This is a genomic window from Cellulosimicrobium sp. RS (assembly GCF_046159675.1).
In the GTDB taxonomy this organism is placed as follows: Bacteria; Actinomycetota; Actinomycetes; order Actinomycetales; family Cellulomonadaceae; genus Cellulosimicrobium; species Cellulosimicrobium funkei.
Genome location: NZ_JBJXVU010000001.1, coordinates 148,714 through 169,627 on the forward strand (window position 1 = coordinate 148,714; position 20,914 = coordinate 169,627).

Here is a 20,914-nt window from a genome sequence, read left to right on the forward strand (position 1 = left end):
CGGGTTCGCTCACGGCGCAGCGAGGCGCTCCCCGCGGCGGGCGAGCCCCCGGCCGGTCCGGGGGAGGACCCCACGGCGAGCGCGGTGACCGCCCCGGCGGACGAGGTCGCCGACCCTCACCCGGTGGTGGTCGTCGGCGTCGGGCAGGTCGCGGACGCGGTGCGCGCGGGCCTGGGCGCCGCCGAGGCGTCGCCCGTGGACGCGCTCGTCTGGCCCGCCGGGGCGCGACGGCTCGTCGTGGTCGCTCCCGCGGGGGAGTTCGGGACGCCGCGCGCCCGGACGGACGCGGAGCAGCGCGCGCGCCTCGCGCTCCTGGGCCGTCGTGCGGGGGAGGCGGCGGTCGCGGCCGGGATCGAGCACGTCGTCGCCGTGTCGTCGGCCGCGGTGCACGGCGCGTCGCCCGAGCGGGGCGTGATCGACGACGACGACCCCGTGGCCGCCGACGACGGGCCCGGCTTCGCGGGCGACCTCGTCGCGTTCGAGGACGCGCTGCGCGACGCGCTCGACGGGGTGCCGCTCGCGCTCGTGCGGCCGGCGGTCGTCGTCGGGCCGGGCGTGGACACCGTGCTCACGCGGCACTTCGAGGCCCCGCGCCTGCTCACGGTGCGCGGCGGCGGCCGCACGTGGCAGCTCGTGCACGTCGACGACGTGGTGGGCGCGGTGCGCGTCGCGCTGGACCAGGGTCTCGTCGGCGGACTGACGGCCGGGCCGGTGCGCGACGGCGAGCCCGACGCGCTCGACTCGGAGACGGTGGCCGCGGCGGCCGGGATGCGCACGGTCCAGCTCCCGCCCGCGACGGCGTTCGGCACCGCCGAGCGGCTGCACCGGGTCGGTGCGCTCCCGTCCCCGGCGAACGACCTCGCGTTCGTCGTGCACCCGTGGTCGGTCTCGGCGCGGCGCCTGCACGACGCCGGGTGGCGCCCGGAGTGGTCGGGCGCCGCGGCGCTCGAGGTGCTCCTGGCCGAGGTGCGCGGCCGCACGGGTGTCGGGGGCCGCCGGTTCGGCGGCCGGGACGCCGCGGCGCTCGGCGCGGCCGGGGCGGCCGTCGCGGTCCTGGGCACGGCCGCCGTCTGGCGGCAGGCCCGCTCGCGCCGCCCGTAGGGGCGGCTCCCGGGCGGTGTCCCCGCCGTCGGCAGGGAGATCCCAGCAACCTCGGGGATGATGTCCCGGTGAGCGACGCCCCCTCCTTCGACGCCCTCCTCACCGAGGACGAGCACGACCCGCCGCCCGTGACCCGGCGGTCGCTGACGTTCGGCATCTCCCTGCTCGCGACGACGCTGCTCGTCGCGGGCCTCGCGATCCTGCCCGCGCCGTACGCGGTGCGGTCGCCGGGCCCGACGGAGGACACGCTCGGCCAGCAGGACGGCACGCCCCTCATCTCGATCACGGGCGCCGAGACGTACGACTCGACGGGCGAGCTGCTCCTGACGACCGTGTCCGTCGCCGGCGGCCCGGGCTACCCGGTGAACCTCGGCCAGGTGGTGCAGGGCTGGTTCGACCGGTCGCGCAGCGTGCGCCCGGTCGAGGAGGTCTTCCCGACGGGCCGCACCAAGGAGGAGACCGAGCAGCAGGGCCAGGCCGAGATGATCAGCTCGCAGGAGAACGCGACGGTCGCCGCCCTCACCGAGCTGGGGTACGACGTGCCCGCGACGCTCACGGTCGAGGGGACGGTGCCGGACAGCGGGTCCGACGGCGTCGTCGAGCCGGGCGACGTCATCGTCGCGCTCGACGGCGCGCCCGTGCGGACGTACCAGGACCTCATCGACGGGCTGGCCGCGGTCGACCCGGGCGACGACGTGACGCTGCGCGTGCAGCGCGACGGCGCGGAGACGGACCTCACGGTCGCGACGACCGACGGCGGCGACACCGCGCTGCTCGGTGTGTTCATCGACCCCGCGTTCGACTTCCCCGTCGACGTCGAGATCCAGATCGAGGACATCGGCGGCCCGAGCGCGGGCACGATGTTCGCGCTCGGGATCGTCGACCAGCTCACGCCCGAGGACGAGGCGAACGGCGTCGTCATCGCGGGCACGGGCACCATGAGCGTCGAGGGCGACGTGGGGCCGATCGGCGGCATCCAGCAGAAGCTCTACGGCGCGCTGCGCGACGGCGCGACGTGGTTCCTCGCCCCGCAGGCCAACTGCCCCGAGGTCGTGGGGAACGTGCCCGACGGCCTGCACGTGGCGGCGGTCTCCACGCTCGCCGACGCGCGCGCGGCGATGGAGGCCATCGGCGCGGGCGAGGGCGACTCGCTGCCCACGTGCGAGGCGCGCGGCTGACGACGCCGCGCGCCGTCAGTCCTCGAGCGTCGCGCGCAGCGCCTCGACCAGCCCCGGCACGAGGTCCGGTCCGCCCGCGACGTCCGTCGCCGAGTCGTGGGCGCGCGAGCGGACGGCGCACCACGTGGTGCCGTCGCGCAGCACGCCGACGGCGAGGCGCACGTCCTGCCGGTCAGGGTGGTTCGTGAGGTAGTCGAGCGCGGCGTCCGGGTCGTCGGGGACGCCCTCCTCGGCGGCCGGCGGCAGCACGATCCGCTCGACGACGAGCGCGGCGCCGTCGACCGTCGCCGGCCACGCGACGCGGGCGAGCCCGTCCTCGAGGTCGCCGTCCACGGCGAAGCCCTCCTGCTCGATCGACAGCAGGTGGTGCGGGTCCGCCTCGGCCGCGGCCACGACGTCGGGCGGGAGCCGGTCGGCGAGCGTCGGGTCGGCGCCGAGGGCGCCCGCGGTCCCGACGAGCGCGAACAGCCGGGGCGGGACGTCCCAGCCCGCGTCGGCCGCGTGCGACTCGATCTCGTGCACCGCGAGCGCGAGGGCGTGCTGCGGGGTGGGGCCGCCGGGCGCGACCGGGTCGGGACCGGCGTCGGGTCCGGGCGCGGGGGTGGTGGCGTCGGGACCGGGGGCGGCGTCGTCAGGCTGGGGCATGACCCCATCGTCCCTCATCGGCGCCGCCCCGCGCCGCCGCGGGCCGGGTGCCGGCCGTCCCCCACGAGGCGCCGGACCGTGGGAACCTTGGGGGAGGACCGGGCGTTGACCCCGGTGCACGCCCGAGCCACGACCGAAGAGGTATACCCACCGTGTCATTCGCCGCAGCGCCCCGCCGGCCGTCCTCCGGGGGGCGGCCCGCCCGGCGCCGGAGCCCGATCGGGATCGCGATCGCCGTCGTCGGCGCCCTCGTCGTCCTCCTGCTCCTGCTCGCCCAGTTCTGGACCGAGGTGCTGTGGTTCCAGCAGCTCGACTTCGCGAACGTCCTGTGGACCCAGTGGGGCACGCGCATCGCGCTGTTCGTCGCGGGCTTCCTCGTCATGGGCGGGCTCGTCTTCCTGTCGTTCTCGCTCGCGTACCGGTCGCGGCCCATCTACGCGCCGTCCACCCCCGAGCAGGCGACCCTCGACCAGTACCGCGAGGCGATCGAGCCGCTGCGCAAGGTCGTCATGATCGTGGCCCCGGCGCTCGTCGGCTTCTTCGCCGGCGCGGCGGCGTCCTCGCAGTGGCAGACGGTCCTCCTCGCGCTGAACTCGGTCCCGTTCGGCACGACGGACCCGCAGTGGGGCATCGACCTGTCCTTCTACGTCTTCACGCTGCCCGCCCTCCGGTTCGTCGTGAGCTTCCTCATGGCGGTCGTCATCATCGCGGGCATCGCCGCGGTCGCGACGCACTACCTCTACGGCGGCCTGCGGATCGGCGGCGGCTCCGACGCGGGCCCGCGCACGACGACCGCCGCGCGTGTCCAGCTCTCGGTGATCGCGGCGCTGCTGCTCGTCCTCATCGGCGCGAACTACTGGCTCGACCGGTACTCGATCCTCACGTCGGGCGGCGCGAAGTTCGACGGCGCGTCGTACGCGGACGTGCACGCGGTGATCCCGTCCAAGGCGATCCTCACGGTCGTCGCGCTCTTCGTCGCGGCCCTGTTCGTGGTGACCGCGGTGCGCGGCAACTGGCGCCTGCCCGCCATCGGGGTGGGCCTCATGGTGGTCTCCGCCATCGCGATCGGCGGGATCTACCCGGCCGTCGTCCAGCGCTTCCAGGTCACGCCGAACGCGCAGGACTTCGAGGAGGAGTACATCCAGCGCAACATCGACGCGACGAAGGCTGCCTACGGCATCGACAACGTCGAGACCGAGCAGTACAACGCCAAGACCGAGGCCGAGGCCGGCGCGCTGCGCGAGGACGCGGACACGACGGCGTCGATCCGCCTCCTGGACCCGGAGATCGTCAGCCCGTCGTTCAGCCAGCTCCAGCAGAACAAGCAGTACTACCAGTTCTCGAGCTCGCTGTCGGTGGACCGCTACACGATCGACGACGAGAGCCGCGACACCGTCATCGCCGTGCGCGAGCTCAACCAGGACGGACTCGGCGCCGACCAGCGCAACTGGGTCAACGACCACACCGTCTACACGCACGGCTTCGGCGTCGTGGCGGCGTACGGCAACCAGATCGGCCCCGACGGCCGCCCGGCGTTCTACGAGGGCTCGATCCCGTCGACGGGTGCGTTCACGGACGCCGGCGGCTACGAGCCGCGCATCTACTTCTCGCCCGAGGCGCCCGAGTACTCGATCGTCGGCGCGCCCGAGGGTCGTGAGCCGTGGGAGCTCGACTACCCCGTGGACGACGCGGGCGGCCAGGTCAACAACACGTTCCCCACGGACGAGGTCGCGGCCGGGCCGAGCGTCGGGTCGTTCGTCAACAAGGTGCTCTACGCCCTGAAGTTCGGGTCCGAGCAGATCCTGTTCTCCGACCGCGTGACGGACGAGTCGCAGATCCTCTACGACCGCAGCCCGCGCGACCGCGTCGCGAAGGTCGCGCCGTACCTCACGCTCGACGGGCGCGTGTACCCGGCGGTCGTCGACGGTCGCGTGAAGTGGATCGTGGACGGCTACACGACGTCGAACGCCTACCCGTACTCCACGTCCGAGTCGCTCGAGGACTCGACGCGCGACTCGCTCGTCGCGGCCAACTCGGTCGAGGCGCTCGCCCCGCAGCAGGTGAACTACATCCGCAACTCGGTCAAGGCGACGGTCGACGCGTACGACGGCTCCGTCGACCTCTACGCGTGGGACACGGAGGACCCGGTCCTCCAGGCGTGGTCGAACGTCTTCCCGAGCTCCGTGCAGCCGCTGTCCGAGATCTCGGGCGACCTCATGAGCCACCTGCGCTACCCCGAGGACCTGTTCAAGGTGCAGCGCACGCTCCTCGCGAGCTACCACGTGGACGACGCGAACGAGTTCTTCTCGGGCCAGGACTTCTGGCGCAGCCCGGAGGACCCGACGGCGAGCGGGAACAACAAGCCGCTCCAGCCGCCGTACTACCTCACGCTGCAGATGCCGAGCCAGGAGGCGCCGACCTTCTCGCTCATGTCGACGTACATCCCGGGCGGTGGCTCGGACCGCAACATCCTCACCGGCTTCCTCGCGGTGGACGCGGAACCGGGCAGCGAGGCCGGCGTGCGGTCGGAGGACTACGGCACGCTGCGGCTCCTCGAGCTGCCGCGCAACGCGACGGTGCCCGGACCGGGCCAGGTGCAGAACAACTTCAACACCGACCCCACGGCGGCCGACGGCCTGCTGGCGCTGCGCCGCGGTGACTCGACGGTCATCAACGGCAACCTGCTGACGCTGCCGGTCGGTGGCGGCCTGCTCTACGTCCAGCCGGTGTACGTGCAGTCGACCGAGGGCACGCGGTTCCCGCTGCTGCGCAAGGTGCTCGTCTCCTTCGGTGACGAGATCGGCTTCGCCGACACGCTCGACGAGGCGCTGGACCAGGTGTTCGGCGGCGACTCCGGCGCGAACGCCGGTGACGCGGACGGCGGCGTCGAGACCGAGGTCCCGGACCAGCCGGCCGACGGCGAGTCGCCGGACGCGGGCACGACCGACCCGGGCACGACCGACCCCGGCACCGAGCCCCCGGCGACCGAGGAGCCGGCCCCGCCGGCCGACGGCGGCACGGTCGACGGCGGCGCGCGCGCCGAGCTCGACCAGGCGCTGCGCCAGGCGCAGCAGGCCATCGAGGACGGCCAGGCGGCGCTCGCCGAGGGCGACTTCGCGGCCTACGGCGAGGCGCAGGACCGCTTGCAGCAGGCGCTCGAGTCGGCCCTCGCGGCCGAGCAGGCGCTCGACACCGAGTCGTCGGCGGGCTGACGCACCGGTCGCGCGAGCGACGCAGCGCCACGGACGGGCGGGGACACCAGCGGGTGTCCCCGCCCGTCCGTCGTCTGCGGCCGTCCGGGACGGAGTTGTCATTTCTCGCCCCGGGCGGGAGGATCGCTCCTCGTGACTTCTGCAACGGTTTGCAGCAACGCTTTCAGCGCGGCGAGCGACGAGACCACGACCGTGCCGGCGGTGCGGCTGCACCACACCTCCGGCGCCGAGCTCGTGGTCACGCTGCGTGGCGCCGCCGTCCTCGCGTGGCGCGCCCCCTGGCGCGGCGCCGACGGCGTCAAGCGCGTCGAGGACCTCGTCGACGGGTACGCCGACGAGGCGGAGGTCGCCGCGCACGACGCCGCGCGGTCGGCGCTCATGGCGCCGTTCGTCAACCGCCTCGCGGGCGGGGAGTACGTGTTCGACGGCGTCCGGCACCACGTGCCCCCGGTGCTCCCCTGGGAGCCGCTCACCATGCACGGGTTCGCGCGCACGCTCGACTGGACGGTCGTCGAGGACGCGGGGGAGGGCGGGGTCGCCGCGCGCGACACGGCGGCCGCCGACGGGGCGGAGCGGGAGTCCGTGACGCTCCGGACGGTCGTCCACGCCGACGCGCACGCGGGCTACCCGTTCGCGCTCGTGCTGGAGGTCCGGTACGTCCTCGGCGCCGGCTCCCTCGACGTCACGCTGTGCGCCCGCAACGTCGGGACGACGGCGGCCCCCGTCTCGCTCGGCTGGCACCCCTACCTCCGGGTCCCCGGGCACGGCACGGTCGACGCGTTGGAGCTCACGGTGCCGGCCCGTCGCGCCGTCGTGACCGACGGCGGGATGCTCCCGCTCGCGGGGGAGGCCGCGTTCGGGGCGATCGACGGCGTCGGTCCGCTCCCGCTCGCGGGCACGAGCCTCGACCACGCGTTCGCCGACCTCCGGGCCGACGCCGACGGCCGCGCGCGCACGGTCGTGCGCGACCCCGCCACGGGGCAGGGGCTCGCCGTCTGGCAGGAGCGTGGCCTCGTGCACGTCTACACGGGCGACGGTCTGGCGCGGCGGGGCCGCGCCGCCATCGCGGTCGAGCCGGTGGAGACCCTGACCGACGCGTTCAACCGTCCCGACTGCGCCGCCGACGTGCGGCTCGAGCCGGGGGCTGTCCGCGAGTTCGGCTTCGGGGTCGAGGTCCTGGCGTGACCCACGTCTCGTCCACCCGATTTGGCCTGGTCCGGAACCTCACGTAGAGTAGTGATCACCGACGCGGGGTGGAGCAGCTCGGTAGCTCGCTGGGCTCATAACCCAGAGGTCGCAGGTTCAAATCCTGCCCCCGCTACTCCTGAGAGGCCCTCGGTCAGCAGAAATGCTGACCGAGGGCCTCTCGCTTTGTCCCGTGCGCGGCGGGTGTCCTCGTGCTGTGACGCGCCCCACCCGGCCGAGGCGCGGGCGGGGGAAGCCCGGCCCACGGCCCGGCGTTATCGTCAGTGGCCGGCGCCCACCACTCCCGCGGGCGCCCGACACCCGGAAGGTCACCATGCGCCGTCTGCGTCCCCGTCCCGCCGTCCTAACCGCCGTCACGGCGGTCGCCGCGCTCACGCTGGCGGCCTGTTCGTCGGGTGCCGACGACGGCGGCGACGCCGCGAGCCCGAGCGAGAGCGCGTCGGGCGACGCGCAGTGCGAGCCCGGTGCGCTCCCGACGCTCACCGACGGCGTGCTGACCGTCGGTGCGGGCGAGCCGTACTCCCCGTGGTACGTGGGGGAGCAGGACTCGGGCGAGGGCTTCGAGTCGGCTCTGATCTACGCCGTCGCGGACCGCCTGGGCTACGCGGCGGACGACGTGGTGTGGGAGACGGTGACGTTCGAGCAGATCATCAGCCCGGCCGTGAAGCCGTTCGACGTGGCGGCGTACCAGACGTCGATCACGGACGAGCGCAAGCAGGCCGTCGACTTCTCGAGCCCGTACCTCACGACGCGCCAGGGCGTCATCGTCATGGAGGACGGCCCGTACGCGGGCGCGACGACGCTGGCCGAGCTCGACGGCGCGCGCATCGGGGTCACCGCCGCCCAGACCAGCCTCACGCTCGCGGAGGCCGCGTGGGGCGAGGACGCCGACATCTCGCCGTACAGCGCTGCGGGCGACGGCATGCAGGCGCTGCAGTCCGGAACGATCGACGCGATGGTCATGGACGTCGACCAGGGGGTCGCCGCCTCGACCGAGTACTTCCCGGACTCCGTCGTCATCGGCACCCTGCCGGACGAGGGCGTCGTCGAGCAGTACGGCCTCGTGCTGGACCTCGGCTCGGAGCTCACGGACTGCGTGTCGCAGGCCGTCGACGACCTGGAGGCGGACGGCACGCTCGCCGAGCTGCGCACGACGTGGCTCAAGTCGGACGACATCCCCGTCATCCAGTGACCCGGCCATGACCGTGCCCGACGACGCGCGCCCGCCCGGAGGCGTCGGGTCGCCCGACGCCGTTCCGGCCGCCGCGTGGTCGCCGTCGCCGCTCGCGCTCGACCGGGCTGCGTTCCGGCGTGCGCAGCGGCGGCGCTCGCTCCTGGTCGCGCTCGTGAGCACGGTGCTCGTCGTCGCGGCGGTCGTGCTCGTCGTCGTGAACGCACCGGGCTGGGAGCGCGCGCGGACCGCGTTCTTCGATCCGGCGATGGCGTGGGAGTCGCTGCCCGCGATCCTCGAGGGCCTGTGGCTCAACCTGCGCGTGTGGGTCGTCGCGGGCGTCGTCGGCACGGTGCTCGGGCTCGGCCTCGCGGTCGCGCGCACGAGCCGTATCCCGGCGCTGTTCCCGCTGCGCGCGTTCGCGACGGTGTACGTCGACCTGTTCCGCGGCGTGCCGCTCCTGCTCGTGCTGCTGCTCGTCGGGTTCGGGCTGCCGGCGTTGCGGCTGGAGTGGCTGCCGACGTCGGGCGCGTTCCTCGGCGCGCTCGCGATCGTCCTCACGTACACCGCGTACCTCGCGGAGGTGTTCCGCGCGGGCATCGAGTCGGTGCACCCGTCGCAGGTCGCGGCGGCGCGCTCGCTCGGCCTCACGCGCGCGCAGACGACGCGGCGCGTCGTGCTGCCGCAGGCGGTGCGCAACGTCACCGCGCCGCTCGCGAACAACCTCGTCTCGCTGCAGAAGGACTCGGGCCTCATCTCCGTCCTCGGCGCCGTCGACGCGATCCGCGCCGCGCAGATCGCGACGACGGGCAGCTACAACTTCACGCCCTACGTCGTCGCGGGGATCCTGTTCTTCCTCGTGTCGTTCCCGCTGACGCGCGCGGTCGACGCGTACCAGGCGCGCCGCGGCTGGGGCCGGTCGCTCGCGACGGTGAGCGGAGCGGGGGACATCCGATGAGCGCGTCCGCGACGTCCGGCGCGATCCCCCAGGACGCGCGTCACCTGCTGTCCCTGCGGGGCGTGCGCAAGACGTACCCGGCTGCGGGCGCCCCGGGCGGGCGGCGGGTCGTGCTCGACGGCATCGACCTCGACGTCGACGCCCACCGGTGCGTCGTGCTCGTCGGGTCGTCCGGCTCGGGCAAGTCGACGCTGCTGCGCGTCGTCAACCTGCTCGACGAGGTCGACGACGGCCAGATCCTGCTCGACGGCGAGGACGTCGCCGACCCGCGCCTCGACGCGAACCGCGTGCGGGCGCGCATGGGCATGGTCTTCCAGGCGTACAACCTCTTCCCGCACCTCACGGTGCTCGACAACGTGACCCTCGCACCCCGGCTCGTGCACCGGCGCTCGCGCGACGAGGCCGAGGCGGCAGCGGTCGAGATGCTGGGTCGCGTCGGGCTCGGGCACAAGGTGACGTCCTATCCCGACCAGCTTTCGGGCGGCGAGCAGCAGCGGGCGGCGATCGCGCGCGCCCTCGTCAACGGCCCCGAGCTGCTCCTGCTCGACGAGGTGACGTCCGCGCTCGACCCCGAGCTCGTGGGCGAGGTGCTCGACCTGCTCGCCGAGCTGCGCGCGGAGGGCCGCACGATGCTCGTCGCGACGCACGAGATGGGGTTCGCGCGCCGCGTCGCCGACGAGGTCTGCTTCCTCCACGAGGGTCGCGTCCACGAGCGCGGCACGCCCGAGCAGGTGCTCGGCGACCCGCAGCGCGAGCGGACCCGCGCGTTCCTGCGCCGTCTGCACGTCTGACCGCGCCCTCGGGACCGCGCCGAGCAACGCCCGACCCGGCCCGGACCCCGGTCAGCCTCGCAGCACGAGCACGACCGTGGCAGCGACCGACGCGCAGGCGACGAGGACGTACGGCCACGTCCACGTGCGCTGCCCGGCGACACGCAGCACCACGGCCACCGCGAGCGCGGCCAGGGCGAGCACGGGACCGTCGACGAGCGGGGCCAGGTCGACCGAGACGCGCAGGGTCTCCAGGAGCTGTGGCGGCAGGGGGACGAACGGTTGGCTCTGGCGGGCCGCGCCGTCGGGGACGAGCCACAGCGTGCGCAGGACCGCCAGGACCGCGAGGACGCGCGGAAGAGCCCGCAGGAGCGCGCCGCCGACCCGGGAACGGTCCTGGGACGACGACGCGGCAGGTCGGGCGGGCCGTGCGGACCGCGTGGCCGACGCCGAGGCCGCCTCCTGGTGCGGCGCCGTCGCGGCCGCGGACGGGCCGACGGCGCGCGGGGCCGGGGTGCTCGTGACCGCCGCACCGACGATCCGTGGCCGGGCGGACCCCGGACGCGCGGAGGGCGACGACGGCGTCGGGCCGAGGTGCTGGACGGGGCTCCGGCGCGGCGGGACCGACGGCGGGACCGGCCGGCCGACCTGCGTGGCGACGAGGTCGGGGGAGTCCATGACGCGGGTCCGTCCGACCGCAGCCGCAGCCGCAGCCGGAGCCGGCTCCGGCCGGGGTCGCGCCGACGGACCGCGGCCCAGCGTGGAGACCCGCTGCACGGGCACCGGCCAGGGACGCGGGTCCGGGGAGCCGGACGCCGGCACCGGGACGGGGCCGTCGGTCCGCGACCGCGAGCCCCGGGCCACGGGCTCGGCGCCGGAGCCCGGCACGGGGAGCATCGGGTGCGTCGGGCGACGGTACTCGCGCCACCCGCGCAGGGTGTCGGCGTGGCCCGCGGGCGGTGCCGCGGCCTGCCACCGCATCGCCTGCCAGAGCCAGTCCTTGAGCTCCGCCGGGGTCCGGCCGTCGGCCACGTGCGCGCCGATGCTCGCGACGTGGTCCGCGATGACCTCGGCGGCCGCGCCGTCGAACCCGTCGCCGTGCACCTCGGCCAGCACGCTCATCAGCGTCGCGTCGTAGACCAGGGCGTGCCACGGCTCCCGGACGCGGGCCGCGCCGGCCGCCCTGCCGACCGGCGAGACCTCCGTCGCCCGCTCGGCCCGGACGGGTGCGCCGGTGGCGGCGGCCAGCCCGGCGACGGGGCCCAGCGCGCGCTCGGCCGCGGTGGCGCCGTCGGCCACGATCCGTGACGTGAGGAGCAGGGTGTCGTCGGGGGAATCCCCGGCGAGCCGGGCGCGCAGCACCGCGACGACGCTCTCGAGCGCGGGGCGGTGGTTCGGCTGGTAGCGGGTCGCCGACAGGATGAGGTCCTGCAGGTGGGGGTCGATCTCGGGCAGCTCGGCCGGGGACGGGGCCGGTTCCGTCCCGGCCGGCACCCCGACCAGGTCGTCCGGGACCTCCCGCACGAGGTCGGCGGCCTCGAGGTCGCGGCCGAGGAAGTTGAGGTCCGCCGGCACGACCCCCGTGGTGGCGAAGATCAGGAGCAGGCCGAGCGCGTACACGTCCGAGCGGGGGTGCACGCGGCGGGCGAACAGCTCCGGCGCCATGTACGCGAGCGTCCCGACGGGTTGGGTGGACGTCGCCGTGTCGAACAGCTTGGCGATGCCAAGGTCGATGAGGACCGCCCGGTCGCCGTCGACCATGATGTTGGCGGGCTTCAGGTCGCGGTGCACGCAGTGCTGCTCCTGCAGCACGAGCAGGGCCTCCGCGACGTGCGAGGCCAGCCGCAGCGCCTGGCGTCCGTCCAGCGGGCCCGACGCGCGGACCTGCTCGCGCAGCGTGGTGCCGGGGACCAGCTCCATGGCGAACCACGGCTGGTCGTCGTCCAGGCCCGAGCGCACGAACGCGGGGAAGCCGCGCCCGCCCACGGCCTCCAGCAGCCTCGCCTCCTGCGCGAAGCGCTCGCGGGAACCCTCTTGGAGACCCGTGAGCACCTTCACGGCGACCTCCGCGCCGTCCGCGTCCGTCGCGCGGTAGACGTGCGCGAACCCGCCGTGCCCGAGCACGTCGCCGAGGGTGAACGGGCCCTTGCGGTCACCGCTCGCCGGCACCTGGCGGACGGGCCGGCGGGGCAGCGGCGCGGGGCCCGGCCCGGCGTCCGGATCGGCGGCAGGTCGGACGGGGACGTCGGTCGCCACCGCGAGGGCGGGCTGCTCGGGGCCGGGCATGGGCGCAACGTTACAAGCGCGCCGCTCCGGGACGGAGCAGACAACTCCGACGGCCCGGGCCGCGAGCGGCGCGTCGACCTGGGAGGCTGGACGTCATGGTCAACCGTCTCGCCGCCGCCGTGAGCCCGTACCTGCGCCAGCACGCCGGCAACCCGGTCGACTGGTACCCGTGGGGCGCCGAGGCGTTCGCGGAGGCGCGCCGCCGGGACGTGCCGGTCATGGTCTCGGTCGGGTACGCCACGTGCCACTGGTGCCACGTCATGGCGCGCGAGAGCTTCTCGGACCCGGACATCGGTGCGCTCCTCGCGCGCGGGTTCGTCGCGGTGAAGGTCGACCGCGAGGAGCACCCCGACGTCGACGCGAGCCTCCTCGCCGCGGCGAGCGCGTTCACCCCGGACCTGGGGTGGCCGCTCACGGTGTTCACCACGCCCGACGGCGCCCCGTTCTACGCGGGCACGTACTGGCCGCCCGTCCCCGTCGCCGGGCGACCCGCGTTCCGGGACGTGCTCGACGCCGTCGCGCAGGCCTGGGAGCAGCGGCGCGACCAGGCGGTCGAGACGGGGGACGCGATCCGCGCGGCGCTGCGCGACGCGGCGGCGGGCCGGAGGACGGGCGTGCCGCGCGCGGCCGCGACGGCGGTCGACGGCTCGGGGGCGTCCGCCGGCGCGGACGCCGGGCCGGTCGCGGACCTGGCCGAGCACGCCCGCCGGGTCGTCGAGCGGCTGGAGGCGGCGGAGGACCGCGTGCACGGCGGCTTCGGGGGCGCCCCCAAGTTCCCCGTCGCCCCGACGCTCGAGCTCCTGCTCGACGTCGCGGCGTCGTCCGTCGTCGACCCGGAGGTCGCGCGGCGCGCGCTCGTCCTGGCGGGGCGCACGGTCGACGCGATGGCGGCGAGCCCGCTGCGCGACGTCGACGGCGGCTTCTTCCGGTACGCGACCCGGCCGGACTGGTCGGAGCCGCACTACGAGCGGATGCTCTACGACAACGCGCAGCTGCTCTCGGCCGCGACGACGCTCGCGGTGCTGCGCCGGACCGGGCCCGTGGACGGACCGCTGCGCACTCCCGCCGAGGCGCCCGGCACGCCCGACCCGGGCGAGGCCACGGCGGAGGTGGCGGGCGACGTCGGGCGCTTCCTCCTGCGCGTGCTGCGCCTGGCCGACGGCGCCTTCGCGAGCGCGCAGGACTCGGAGTCCGTCGTCGACGGCGAGCGCGTCGAGGGCGGGTACTACCTGCTCCCGCCGGGCGAGCGCGCGCACCACGAGCCGCCCCCGCTCGACACGAAGGTGCTCACCGGGTGGAACGGGCTCGCGATCGAGGCGCTCGCCCGCGCCGGGCACCACCTCGGCCTGCCCGACCTCACGGACGCCGCGCGCGCGGCCGCCGACCGGCTGCTCGCGACCCACGTCCGGGCCGACGGGTCGCTCGTGCGCGCGTCGGAGGGCGGCGTCGCCTCGGACGCCGTCGCGACGCTGGAGGACCACGGCGCGCTCGCGACGGCGCTCCTCGTGCTCGGGGGCCTGACCGGGGAGGCGCGGTACGTGCGCGAGGGCCTGCGCCTCGTCGACGCGACGGTCGGCCCGGACGGCGACCTCACGCCCCCGCAGGGCACGGACCCGGTGCTCACCGACCTGGGGCTGGCCGCCGGTGCGGCGGCCGACCCGTCGGAGGGCGCGGTGCCCTCGGGCACGACGGCGGCCGCCCGGGCCGCTCTGCTCGCCCACCTCGCGACGGGCGAGCCGCGGTACCGGGACGCGGCGCTCGCGCACGCCGCCGCGGCCGCCGCGGCGAGCGAGCACCCGCTCGGCGCGGCGGGGGTGCTGCGCGTCGCCGTCGGGCTCGCGGAGCCGCCCCACCAGCTCGTGGTCGTCGCCGACGCCGACCGGCGCGAGGGGTTCCTCGCCGCCGCGCGCGACTGGTACCACCCGGGCGCGCTGCTGCTCGCCGCGACGCCCGACGCCGCCGCGACCCTCGCCGCCGACGGCGTCGCCCTGCTCGCCGACCGCGGGCCGGGCGCCTACCTCTGCGCGGACTTCGTGTGCCGGCTCCCGGTGCACGACCCCGCGGCGCTGCGGGACCAGCTCGGCGCCCGGACTCGCTGAGACCGGGGGTGCAGCGCACTCCCCGCGGTCGCATGATGGAAGGACGGTGCGGCACGAGGAGGAGCCATGAGGGCATCGGTCGGGGACAGGATCGTGACCGCCTCGGGCGTCGTCGGCGGGGCGGTGCGCGACGGGGTCGTGGTCGAGCTGCGGCACGAGGACGGCTCGCCGCCGTACCTCGTCGAGTGGGCCGACACGGGCGAGCGGACCCTCGTCTACCCGGGGTCGGACAGCTACGTCGAGCACGTCCCGGGAGCGGAGACGGGCGACGGCACGGACACCACGAAGGTGTGGCGCGTGCAGGTGAGCGTCGTCGAGTCGGAGGGCCGGACGACGGCGGAGGCGGTCCTCGTCGCGGAGACGCCGGAGCACGTGCGGACCGTCGGGCGGGCGCGGCGCGACCCGCACGACCGCGACGTCCCGCTCATCGGCGACGAGATCGCCGTCGGGCGGGCGCTGCGCCGGCTCGCGGACCGGCTGCTGGACGACGCCGAGTCGGACATCGCGTCGTCGACGGGCGCCCCGGCGCACGTGCACCAGTGACGCGCCCGGGGGAGGGCGCGGCGCCCGGTGCCGCGGACGCCGCCGTGCGAGCGCGCGTGCACGGGCGCGTGCAGGGCGTCGGCTTCCGCTGGGCGACGCGCGAGCGGCTCGCCAGGCTCGGCCTCGACGGCACCGCGACCAACCGGCCCGACGGCACCGTCGAGGTCGTCGCGTCCGGGGCGCCGGACGCCGTCGACCGCCTCGTCGCCTGGCTGCGCGACGGCCCCACGCCGGGCGACGTCACGCACGTCGACGTCGAGCGGGCGCACGCCTCCTGAGGACGCGCCCCGGCGCTCCCGGGGTCCCCGGCGCGACCGGCGGCGGGCTCAGCCGTCCGCGCGTGCCAGCACGGACTCCCAGTGCCAGGGCTCGGGCACGCGCCCGTCGGGCTCGGCGAAGTCGGGGTGCGTCCAGCCGTAGGTCTCGGCGTGCTGCTTGAGCCACTCGTACTGCGGGGTGCCGAACGCCTGGACGCCGCCGCCCAGGTCGACGGCGAACCCCAGCCCGTGGTTCGAGCACCCGGGCGGCGCCGCGATGGGCGACGACGGGTCGTACAGGCCCTGCTGCTCCTCGAACGTCCGGTAGGAGGAGTTGACCGTCAGGTGCACGCCGAACCGCTCGACGTACGCGGCGTCGAGGGCGACGAGCCCGTCCAGCACGTCGGCGCGCACACGGTCGGTGGGGGACCACGGGATCGGCGCGAGGGCGGAGTCGGGCACGCGGCCGCTGTCGGGGTCCCACACCTGGTCCGGTGCCGGGCACGAGACGGCGTCCTGCGCGACCGACGTCTCCTCGGTCGACGCGCTCACGACCCCGAGGCCCGCGCCCAGGTCGAGCACCGCCTGCTCGAGCGTCGAGAGGTCGTCGCCCGCGAGCCCCGCGTCGGCGGCGGCGTCGGCCGCGGCCGCGGTGTCCAGCGCGTCGCGCAGCCGGGCGCGGACCGCCTCGTCGGCACCGAGCCCCTCCGTGGCGGCGTAGATCTTCTCGCCGAGCTCGCGGGCGGTCGCGAGGCTCGCGCGCGCCGCGGTCACCTCGTCGCGCGCGTGGTCGAGCATCGAGGCGTGCACGGCGTCCGAGGCCGACACGAGCGACCGGTCCGCCGCGTCCGTGCCCGTGGTCATCCGGTCGAGGAACGGCGCCGCGAGCAGGGCGCGGGCGTCGTCCACCTCGGTCGTCAGCGCGGTCCGCACCGCCGGGTCCGCGACCTTCCCGTCCGACGCCGCGAGCAGGTCCTCGGCGGTCGCGGCCCGGTCGGCCAGCGCGTCGTACTCGGTGTCCCGGTACCAGGCGAACGCGCCGCCGCCCCCGCCCAGCACGAGCACGAGCGCCACGACGGCCGCGATCCACGCAGCCCGGTGCCGACGCTGAGCGCGCGCGTGCCGACGCTCCCGGCCGCCCGGCGGGTGGTCCGCGGGGCCGGCGGGCGGGGCGGTGCTCGTGGCGGTCACACCGCCAGAACCTACGGCACGACGACGGCCCTCCCGGACGGATCCGGGGGTGCGCACGGACACGCTCACGGCTTGCTCACGAACCCCGACCGGTCCGTGCGTCGGCAGGCGCCGTCGTGCATCAGCCGGGGCGCGACGACCCTCCCCAGATGGTGTCCCCGACGCGCCGCCGGGGGCGGATCGGGGAGGGACCATGAAGCGGCTGGTGCTGTGCTGCGACGGCACGTGGAACTCGCCGGTGAACGCGAGCGTGTCGAACATCGAGAAGATCGCGCGCTCGGTCCGCACCGGGATCGGACCGGACGGCGTCCAGCAGATGGTGTTCTCCGTCGAGGGCGTCGGGGCGCAGGGCTACCTCGTCGACCGGCTCCTCGGCGGGGCGTTCGGCTACGGCCTGACGCGCAACGTCGTCGCGGGGTACCGCCACCTCGCGCTCAACTACGAGCCCGGCGACGAGATCTACGTGTTCGGGTTCAGCCGCGGGGCGTACACCGCGCGCAGCGTGGTCGGGATGGTCGCGACCGTCGGCCTGCTCACCCAGGACGCGCTCGCGCGCGACCACCTGTGCGAGGCAGAGGAGGTCTATCGCGACCGCGACCCCGCCCGCCGCGCCGACCGTGCCCGCACGTTCCGCGCCGCGTACTGCCACGACCACGTGCCGGTCGCGTTCCTCGGGGTGTTCGACACGGTCGGCGCGCTCGGCGTGCCGGGCCTGTCGCGCCGCCGGAGCCGGTTCCACGACCTGCGCCTGTCAACCGACGTGCGGTGCGCCCGCCAGGCGCTCGCCATCGACGACCGCCGCATCACCTTCGAGCCGTGCCTCTGGGACGTGCCCGTGGCCATGGCGCCCCGGGTCAAGCAGGTCTGGTTCCCCGGCGGGCACAGCGACGTCGGCGGCGGCGCGCGGGCGCGCGCCCTCTCGGACACCGCGCTGCTGTGGATGCTCGGCGAAGCCGTCGCGCGCGGTCTCGTCGTCGACGAGGAGCGGCTGCGCGCGTAGCTCCACCGGGACGACGAGCTCGTCTGCCGCGTCCGCCCCGGGCTGCTGTTCGGCGCGCTCAACCTCGTCAAGCGCCTGCACCACCGCCCGCGCTTCCGCGGCGCGCTGCGCGTCCTCGCGGGCGTGCCCACCCCGCCCGAGACCGTCGACGCCGTCTACCTCGCCGAGACGGCGGTGACGCTCAGCGCCGACCCCGCGTCGGTCTACGCGCGCCACGCGCGGAACCTCGGCTGGTGGCGCGACAGCGCGGGCCCGGACCTCGCGCGTCTCGTGGAGCCCGTGCCGGGCGCGGCCCAGGAGACCCGGCCGCTCGCGCTCGCCTGACCGCGGGCGCCGCGCCCGTGCCATGCTGGGCAGCGTGAGCGAGCAGACCCCCGACCGCGTCCCGGCCGAGCAGCTCGTCCCCGCCGACGCGCACGTCCTCGGGGACCCTGCCGCGCCTGTCACCATCGTCGAGTTCGGCGACCTCGAGTGCCCGTACTGCGCCGCCGCCGCCCCGGTGCTGCGGCAGGTCGTCGAGTCCTCCGGCGGCCGGGTGCGGCTCGTGTTCCGCCACTTCCCGCTGTTCGAGATCCACCCGCACGCGCTGTCGGCCGCGCTCGCCGTCGAGGCGGCCGCCGCGCAGGGCCGGTTCTGGGAGATGCAGGCTGCGCTGTTCGCGCACCAGGACCAGCTCGGCGAGGCCGGGCTCGCCGAGCGGGCCGAGGAGCTCGGGCTCGACGGCGCGTCGGTCGTCGGGGACGCGGCCCAGCAGTACGCCGCGCCGGTGCAGCGCGACTACGCCGACGCGCTCGCGGTCGGCGTGCAGGGCACGCCGACGCTCTTCGTCGAGGGCGTCCGCTACCGCGGGCGCGTCACCGCGGAGGGCTTGCGGGCCGCGATCACCGCCGCGGCGCGGCCGTAGGCGCTCGCGGGGCCGGGCGCCCGGGCGGCGCCCCCACTCACCCGTGCGGTGCCGTGCCGTGTGCTCCCACGCGCCGCCCGGTCACGTGGTCGCGGGCGGGTGCCAGGGGAGCGGCGGGAGCTCGGGCGGCGGACCGTCCGCGCCGGGCGAGCACAGGGGCCAGCGCTCGCCGAAGAGCCGGAGCGCCACGGACCCGAGCACGGCGGCGACGAGCGAGCCCGCGAGGATGCCGATCTTGGCCTGCTCGACGAGCGCCTCGTCGTCGAACGCCAGCTCGGCGATGAAGAGCGAGATGGTGAACCCGATGCCGGCGAGGATCGCCCCGCCGAGCAGGTGGGAGTACCGCACGCGCCCCGGCAGGTCGCCGAGGCCGAGGCGCAGGGCCAAGGTCGCGGCCCCGAAGATGCCGACGGCGTTGCCCACGACCAGCGCGACGGCGACGCCGATCGTCACGGGCGACGTGGCCGCCGCGCGCAGCGACTCGCCGTCGAGCTGCACGCCCGCGTTCGCGAGGCCGAAGACGGGCACGACGACGTACGCGCTCCACGGGTGCAGCACGCGCTGGAGGCGCTCGCTCGTGGGCACGGCCGCGCGCGCGGCGAGCTCGGTGAGGTGCTCGCGCTCCGCCGTCGTCTCCTGCGCGAGCCGCTTGGCGTACTTCGGCACGACGGCGACGTCCACGGGCCGCGACGAGCGCGACGGTACGAGCAGGCCCACGAGCACGCCCGCGAGCGTCGCGTGCACGCCCGACGCGTAGACCGCGCCCCACAGCGCGATCCCGGCGAGCGCGTACGGCGCGAGGCGCCAGACGCCGAGCCAGCGCAGCACGAGGATCACGACGACGAGCACGGCGGCGACGAGGAGGCCCGGGAGCCAGAGGTCGTCGGTGTAGAAGAGCGCCATGACGGTGATCGCGCCGATGTCGTCGACGACGGCGAGCGTGAGGAGGAAGAGCCGGAGCTGGTCGGGGCAGCGCGGCCCGAAGAGCGCGAGGATGCCGACGAGGAACGCGGTGTCCGTCGACATGACGATGCCCCAGCCGTGCTGCGCGGGGGACCCCACGTTGAACGCGAGGTAGATCAGCGCGGGCACGGCGAGGCCGCCCAGCGCGCCCAGCGCGGGGACGGCGACGGTGCGGCGGTTGCGGAGCTCGCCGCTCGTGACCTCGCGGTTGATCTCGAGGCCGATGACGAGGAAGAACACGGCCATCGCGGCGTCGTTGACCCAGTGGTGCAGGTCCATCTCGAACGTCCACGGCCCGACGCGCCAGCCCGCCTCCGTGGACCAGAGCGCGTCGTAGGCGCCGGACCACGCGGAGTTCGCCCACACGAGCGCGACGACCGTGGCGGCGAGGAGCAGGACGGCGCCGCCCGCCTCGGTCGCGAGGAACGAGCGCAGCGAGGGCGCCACGGGGCGGAGCTGGAAGCGTAGCGGCGGGCCCGGCCGGGCGGGGACGCGGACGACGGGGAGGGACGACGGCGGAGCGGGCTCGGTCACTGGGCCTCCGGGTGGGTCGGGACGGGGCGACGCCCCGGGCGTCGGACCTGCGCTGGGACAACTCTTCCGGGCGGCAGATCCTTCCGCAACAGTCCTCGTGGGGGCGCTCCGGGCACGGACCCCCGGGGACCTCGTCCATATCGTGGAAAAGTTCTTCCGAAACTCTTGTGGCGTCCGTCACGCGCTGCTAGCGTCGAGCGTGCCAACGGCGGGCCCGGGCCGAGCGACACGCTCGGTGGTCGACACGTTCGATCCGACACCGGCAGCTACCTACCAGGCGGACGTGACAACTCGCCTGCAGCGGCCCGCCGGCCGCCTCCTCCCGGCTCACCGACGAGCCCGGACGCCGGAGGCGGAGCACCCGGCGTCGCTGCCCGAACCGTGGAGACTCACCATGGACACTCTTGTCGTGGACACCGCACACCTGGACCGAGCCGTCGCCCTCGCGGTCGACAGCGTCGCGCACGCCGGAGGACCCTTCGGCGCCGTCCTCGTCACCGCCGACGGGCAGGTGTTCGAGGGCAACAACCGGGTCACGCAGGACAACGACCCGACCGCGCACGCCGAGGTCACCGCGATCCGGCGCGCCTGCGCCGCGCTCGGCACCTTCGACCTGACGGGCGCGACGCTCTACTCGAGCTGCGAGCCGTGCCCCATGTGCCTCGCGTCCGCCCTCTGGGCGCGCGTGCACGCCGTGCACTACGCCGCCGACCGGTACGACGCCGCGCGCGCCGGGTTCGACGACGCCGCCTTCTACGACTTCTTCGACGCCGACCCGGCCGACCGGGTCATGCAGGTCGTGCACGAGCGCACGGCCACCGCCACCGCGCCGTTCGACGCCTGGCGCGCCCTCGAGTCCCGGGTCGAGTACTGACCGGCCGCGCGGCCGGTCAGTA

The 20,914-nt window shown here is 75.6% G+C and carries 18 protein-coding genes and 1 tRNA gene; 15 read left to right on the plus strand and 4 right to left on the minus strand.

The window, feature by feature from the left end; all coding sequences use genetic code 11:
- Positions 1 to 84: 84 nt before the first annotated feature.
- Positions 85 to 1,101, plus strand: a complete 1,017-nt coding sequence (locus tag ACI769_RS00615; RefSeq protein ID WP_409141048.1) for an NAD-dependent epimerase/dehydratase family protein — start codon at positions 85 to 87, stop codon at positions 1,099 to 1,101.
- A 68-nt stretch (positions 1,102 to 1,169) separates the two neighbouring features.
- Complete coding sequence (locus ACI769_RS00620) at positions 1,170 to 2,279, plus strand: PDZ domain-containing protein (RefSeq protein WP_061266919.1); 1,110 nt, start codon at positions 1,170 to 1,172, stop codon at positions 2,277 to 2,279.
- A 15-nt stretch (positions 2,280 to 2,294) separates the two neighbouring features.
- Here the strand turns inward: ACI769_RS00620 and ACI769_RS00625 are convergent, their stop codons facing one another.
- Positions 2,295 to 2,924, minus strand: coding sequence for a PPA1309 family protein (locus ACI769_RS00625; RefSeq protein WP_232322606.1), 630 nt, complete (start codon positions 2,922 to 2,924; stop codon positions 2,295 to 2,297).
- 152 nt (positions 2,925 to 3,076) lie between these two features.
- Here ACI769_RS00625 and ACI769_RS00630 point away from each other — a divergent pair, with 152 nt between their 5' ends.
- The 6 genes from ACI769_RS00630 to ACI769_RS00655 all read left to right on the plus strand — a co-directional run bounded on the left by ACI769_RS00630 (position 3,077) and on the right by ACI769_RS00655 (position 10,262).
- On the plus strand, positions 3,077 to 6,136 hold the full coding sequence (locus ACI769_RS00630) for a UPF0182 family protein (RefSeq protein WP_085388329.1): 3,060 nt from the start codon (positions 3,077 to 3,079) through the stop codon (positions 6,134 to 6,136).
- A 132-nt stretch (positions 6,137 to 6,268) separates the two neighbouring features.
- Positions 6,269 to 7,321 (plus strand): aldose 1-epimerase, encoded by a 1,053-nt coding sequence (locus ACI769_RS00635; protein WP_085388328.1) that lies wholly within the window; start codon positions 6,269 to 6,271, stop codon positions 7,319 to 7,321.
- 62 nt (positions 7,322 to 7,383) lie between these two features.
- Positions 7,384 to 7,457 (plus strand) — tRNA-Met (locus ACI769_RS00640).
- Positions 7,458 to 7,655: 198 nt separating this feature from the next.
- Complete coding sequence (locus ACI769_RS00645; RefSeq protein WP_198163088.1) at positions 7,656 to 8,534, plus strand: ABC transporter substrate-binding protein; 879 nt, start codon at positions 7,656 to 7,658, stop codon at positions 8,532 to 8,534.
- Positions 8,535 to 8,541: 7 nt separating this feature from the next.
- Entirely contained in the window at positions 8,542 to 9,471 is a 930-nt protein-coding gene (locus ACI769_RS00650; RefSeq protein ID WP_085388326.1) for an amino acid ABC transporter permease, read from the plus strand.
- Positions 9,468 to 10,262, plus strand: a complete 795-nt coding sequence (locus ACI769_RS00655; protein ID WP_085388325.1) for an amino acid ABC transporter ATP-binding protein — start codon at positions 9,468 to 9,470, stop codon at positions 10,260 to 10,262. Before ACI769_RS00650 ends, ACI769_RS00655 begins: the two co-directional genes overlap by 4 nt.
- A gap of 51 nt (positions 10,263 to 10,313) precedes the next feature.
- On the opposite strand, the gene ACI769_RS00660 is transcribed toward ACI769_RS00655, so the two are convergent.
- Complete coding sequence (locus ACI769_RS00660) at positions 10,314 to 12,527, minus strand: serine/threonine-protein kinase (protein ID WP_085388324.1); 2,214 nt, start codon at positions 12,525 to 12,527, stop codon at positions 10,314 to 10,316.
- A gap of 95 nt (positions 12,528 to 12,622) precedes the next feature.
- Between ACI769_RS00660 and ACI769_RS00665 the strand changes: the two genes are divergently transcribed.
- The 3 genes from ACI769_RS00665 (at position 12,623) to ACI769_RS00675 (ending at position 15,447) form a co-directional block, all read left to right on the plus strand.
- A complete protein-coding gene (locus ACI769_RS00665) occupies positions 12,623 to 14,626 on the plus strand; it encodes a thioredoxin domain-containing protein (protein WP_085388323.1) in 2,004 nt (667 codons plus the stop codon).
- A gap of 66 nt (positions 14,627 to 14,692) precedes the next feature.
- The gene (locus ACI769_RS00670) at positions 14,693 to 15,169 is read left to right on the plus strand and encodes a dsRBD fold-containing protein (protein WP_061266925.1); all 477 of its coding nucleotides are present in this window, start codon (positions 14,693 to 14,695) and stop codon (positions 15,167 to 15,169) included.
- Entirely contained in the window at positions 15,166 to 15,447 is a 282-nt protein-coding gene (locus ACI769_RS00675; protein ID WP_085388322.1) for an acylphosphatase, read from the plus strand. Before ACI769_RS00670 ends, ACI769_RS00675 begins: the two co-directional genes overlap by 4 nt.
- Before the next feature lie 48 nt (positions 15,448 to 15,495).
- Here the strand turns inward: ACI769_RS00675 and ACI769_RS00680 are convergent, their stop codons facing one another.
- Positions 15,496 to 16,617: a M15 family metallopeptidase gene (locus ACI769_RS00680; protein ID WP_157446664.1), complete on the minus strand. Its 1,122-nt coding sequence runs from the start codon at positions 16,615 to 16,617 to the stop codon at positions 15,496 to 15,498.
- 193 nt (positions 16,618 to 16,810) lie between these two features.
- Here ACI769_RS00680 and ACI769_RS00685 point away from each other — a divergent pair, with 193 nt between their 5' ends.
- The 3 genes from ACI769_RS00685 to ACI769_RS00695 all read left to right on the plus strand — a co-directional run bounded on the left by ACI769_RS00685 (position 16,811) and on the right by ACI769_RS00695 (position 18,521).
- Positions 16,811 to 17,617 carry a DUF2235 domain-containing protein gene (locus ACI769_RS00685; RefSeq protein ID WP_085388828.1) on the plus strand — a complete coding sequence of 269 codons (807 nt, stop codon included), beginning with the start codon at positions 16,811 to 16,813 and terminating at the stop codon, positions 17,615 to 17,617.
- Between the two features lie 123 nt (positions 17,618 to 17,740).
- Positions 17,741 to 17,941: a hypothetical protein gene (locus ACI769_RS00690; protein WP_085388320.1), complete on the plus strand. Its 201-nt coding sequence runs from the start codon at positions 17,741 to 17,743 to the stop codon at positions 17,939 to 17,941.
- A 34-nt stretch (positions 17,942 to 17,975) separates the two neighbouring features.
- Positions 17,976 to 18,521, plus strand: coding sequence for a DsbA family protein (locus tag ACI769_RS00695; protein WP_232322605.1), 546 nt, complete (start codon positions 17,976 to 17,978; stop codon positions 18,519 to 18,521).
- An 81-nt stretch (positions 18,522 to 18,602) separates the two neighbouring features.
- Here the strand turns inward: ACI769_RS00695 and nhaA are convergent, their stop codons facing one another.
- The gene (gene nhaA, locus ACI769_RS00700) at positions 18,603 to 20,018 is read right to left on the minus strand and encodes a Na+/H+ antiporter NhaA (protein WP_085388318.1); all 1,416 of its coding nucleotides are present in this window, start codon (positions 20,016 to 20,018) and stop codon (positions 18,603 to 18,605) included.
- 394 nt (positions 20,019 to 20,412) lie between these two features.
- Between nhaA and ACI769_RS00705 the strand changes: the two genes are divergently transcribed.
- Positions 20,413 to 20,892 carry a nucleoside deaminase gene (locus tag ACI769_RS00705; RefSeq protein WP_034655539.1) on the plus strand — a complete coding sequence of 160 codons (480 nt, stop codon included), beginning with the start codon at positions 20,413 to 20,415 and terminating at the stop codon, positions 20,890 to 20,892.
- The last annotated feature ends 22 nt before the right edge of the window (positions 20,893 to 20,914 follow it).

Coding starts and splice junctions, on each gene's coding strand:
- ACI769_RS00650 (WP_085388326.1), top strand. CDS start 8,542: ATGACCGTGCCCGACGACGCGCGCCCGCCCGGAGGCGTCGGGTCGCCC.
- ACI769_RS00660 (WP_085388324.1), bottom strand. CDS start 12,527: ATGCCCGGCCCCGAGCAGCCCGCCCTCGCGGTGGCGACCGACGTCCCC.
- ACI769_RS00685 (WP_085388828.1), top strand. CDS start 16,811: ATGAAGCGGCTGGTGCTGTGCTGCGACGGCACGTGGAACTCGCCGGTG.
- ACI769_RS00645 (WP_198163088.1), top strand. CDS start 7,656: ATGCGCCGTCTGCGTCCCCGTCCCGCCGTCCTAACCGCCGTCACGGCG.
- ACI769_RS00655 (WP_085388325.1), top strand. CDS start 9,468: ATGAGCGCGTCCGCGACGTCCGGCGCGATCCCCCAGGACGCGCGTCAC.
- ACI769_RS00665 (WP_085388323.1), top strand. CDS start 12,623: ATGGTCAACCGTCTCGCCGCCGCCGTGAGCCCGTACCTGCGCCAGCAC.
- ACI769_RS00625 (WP_232322606.1), bottom strand. CDS start 2,924: ATGCCCCAGCCTGACGACGCCGCCCCCGGTCCCGACGCCACCACCCCC.
- ACI769_RS00670 (WP_061266925.1), top strand. CDS start 14,693: ATGAGGGCATCGGTCGGGGACAGGATCGTGACCGCCTCGGGCGTCGTC.
- ACI769_RS00705 (WP_034655539.1), top strand. CDS start 20,413: ATGGACACTCTTGTCGTGGACACCGCACACCTGGACCGAGCCGTCGCC.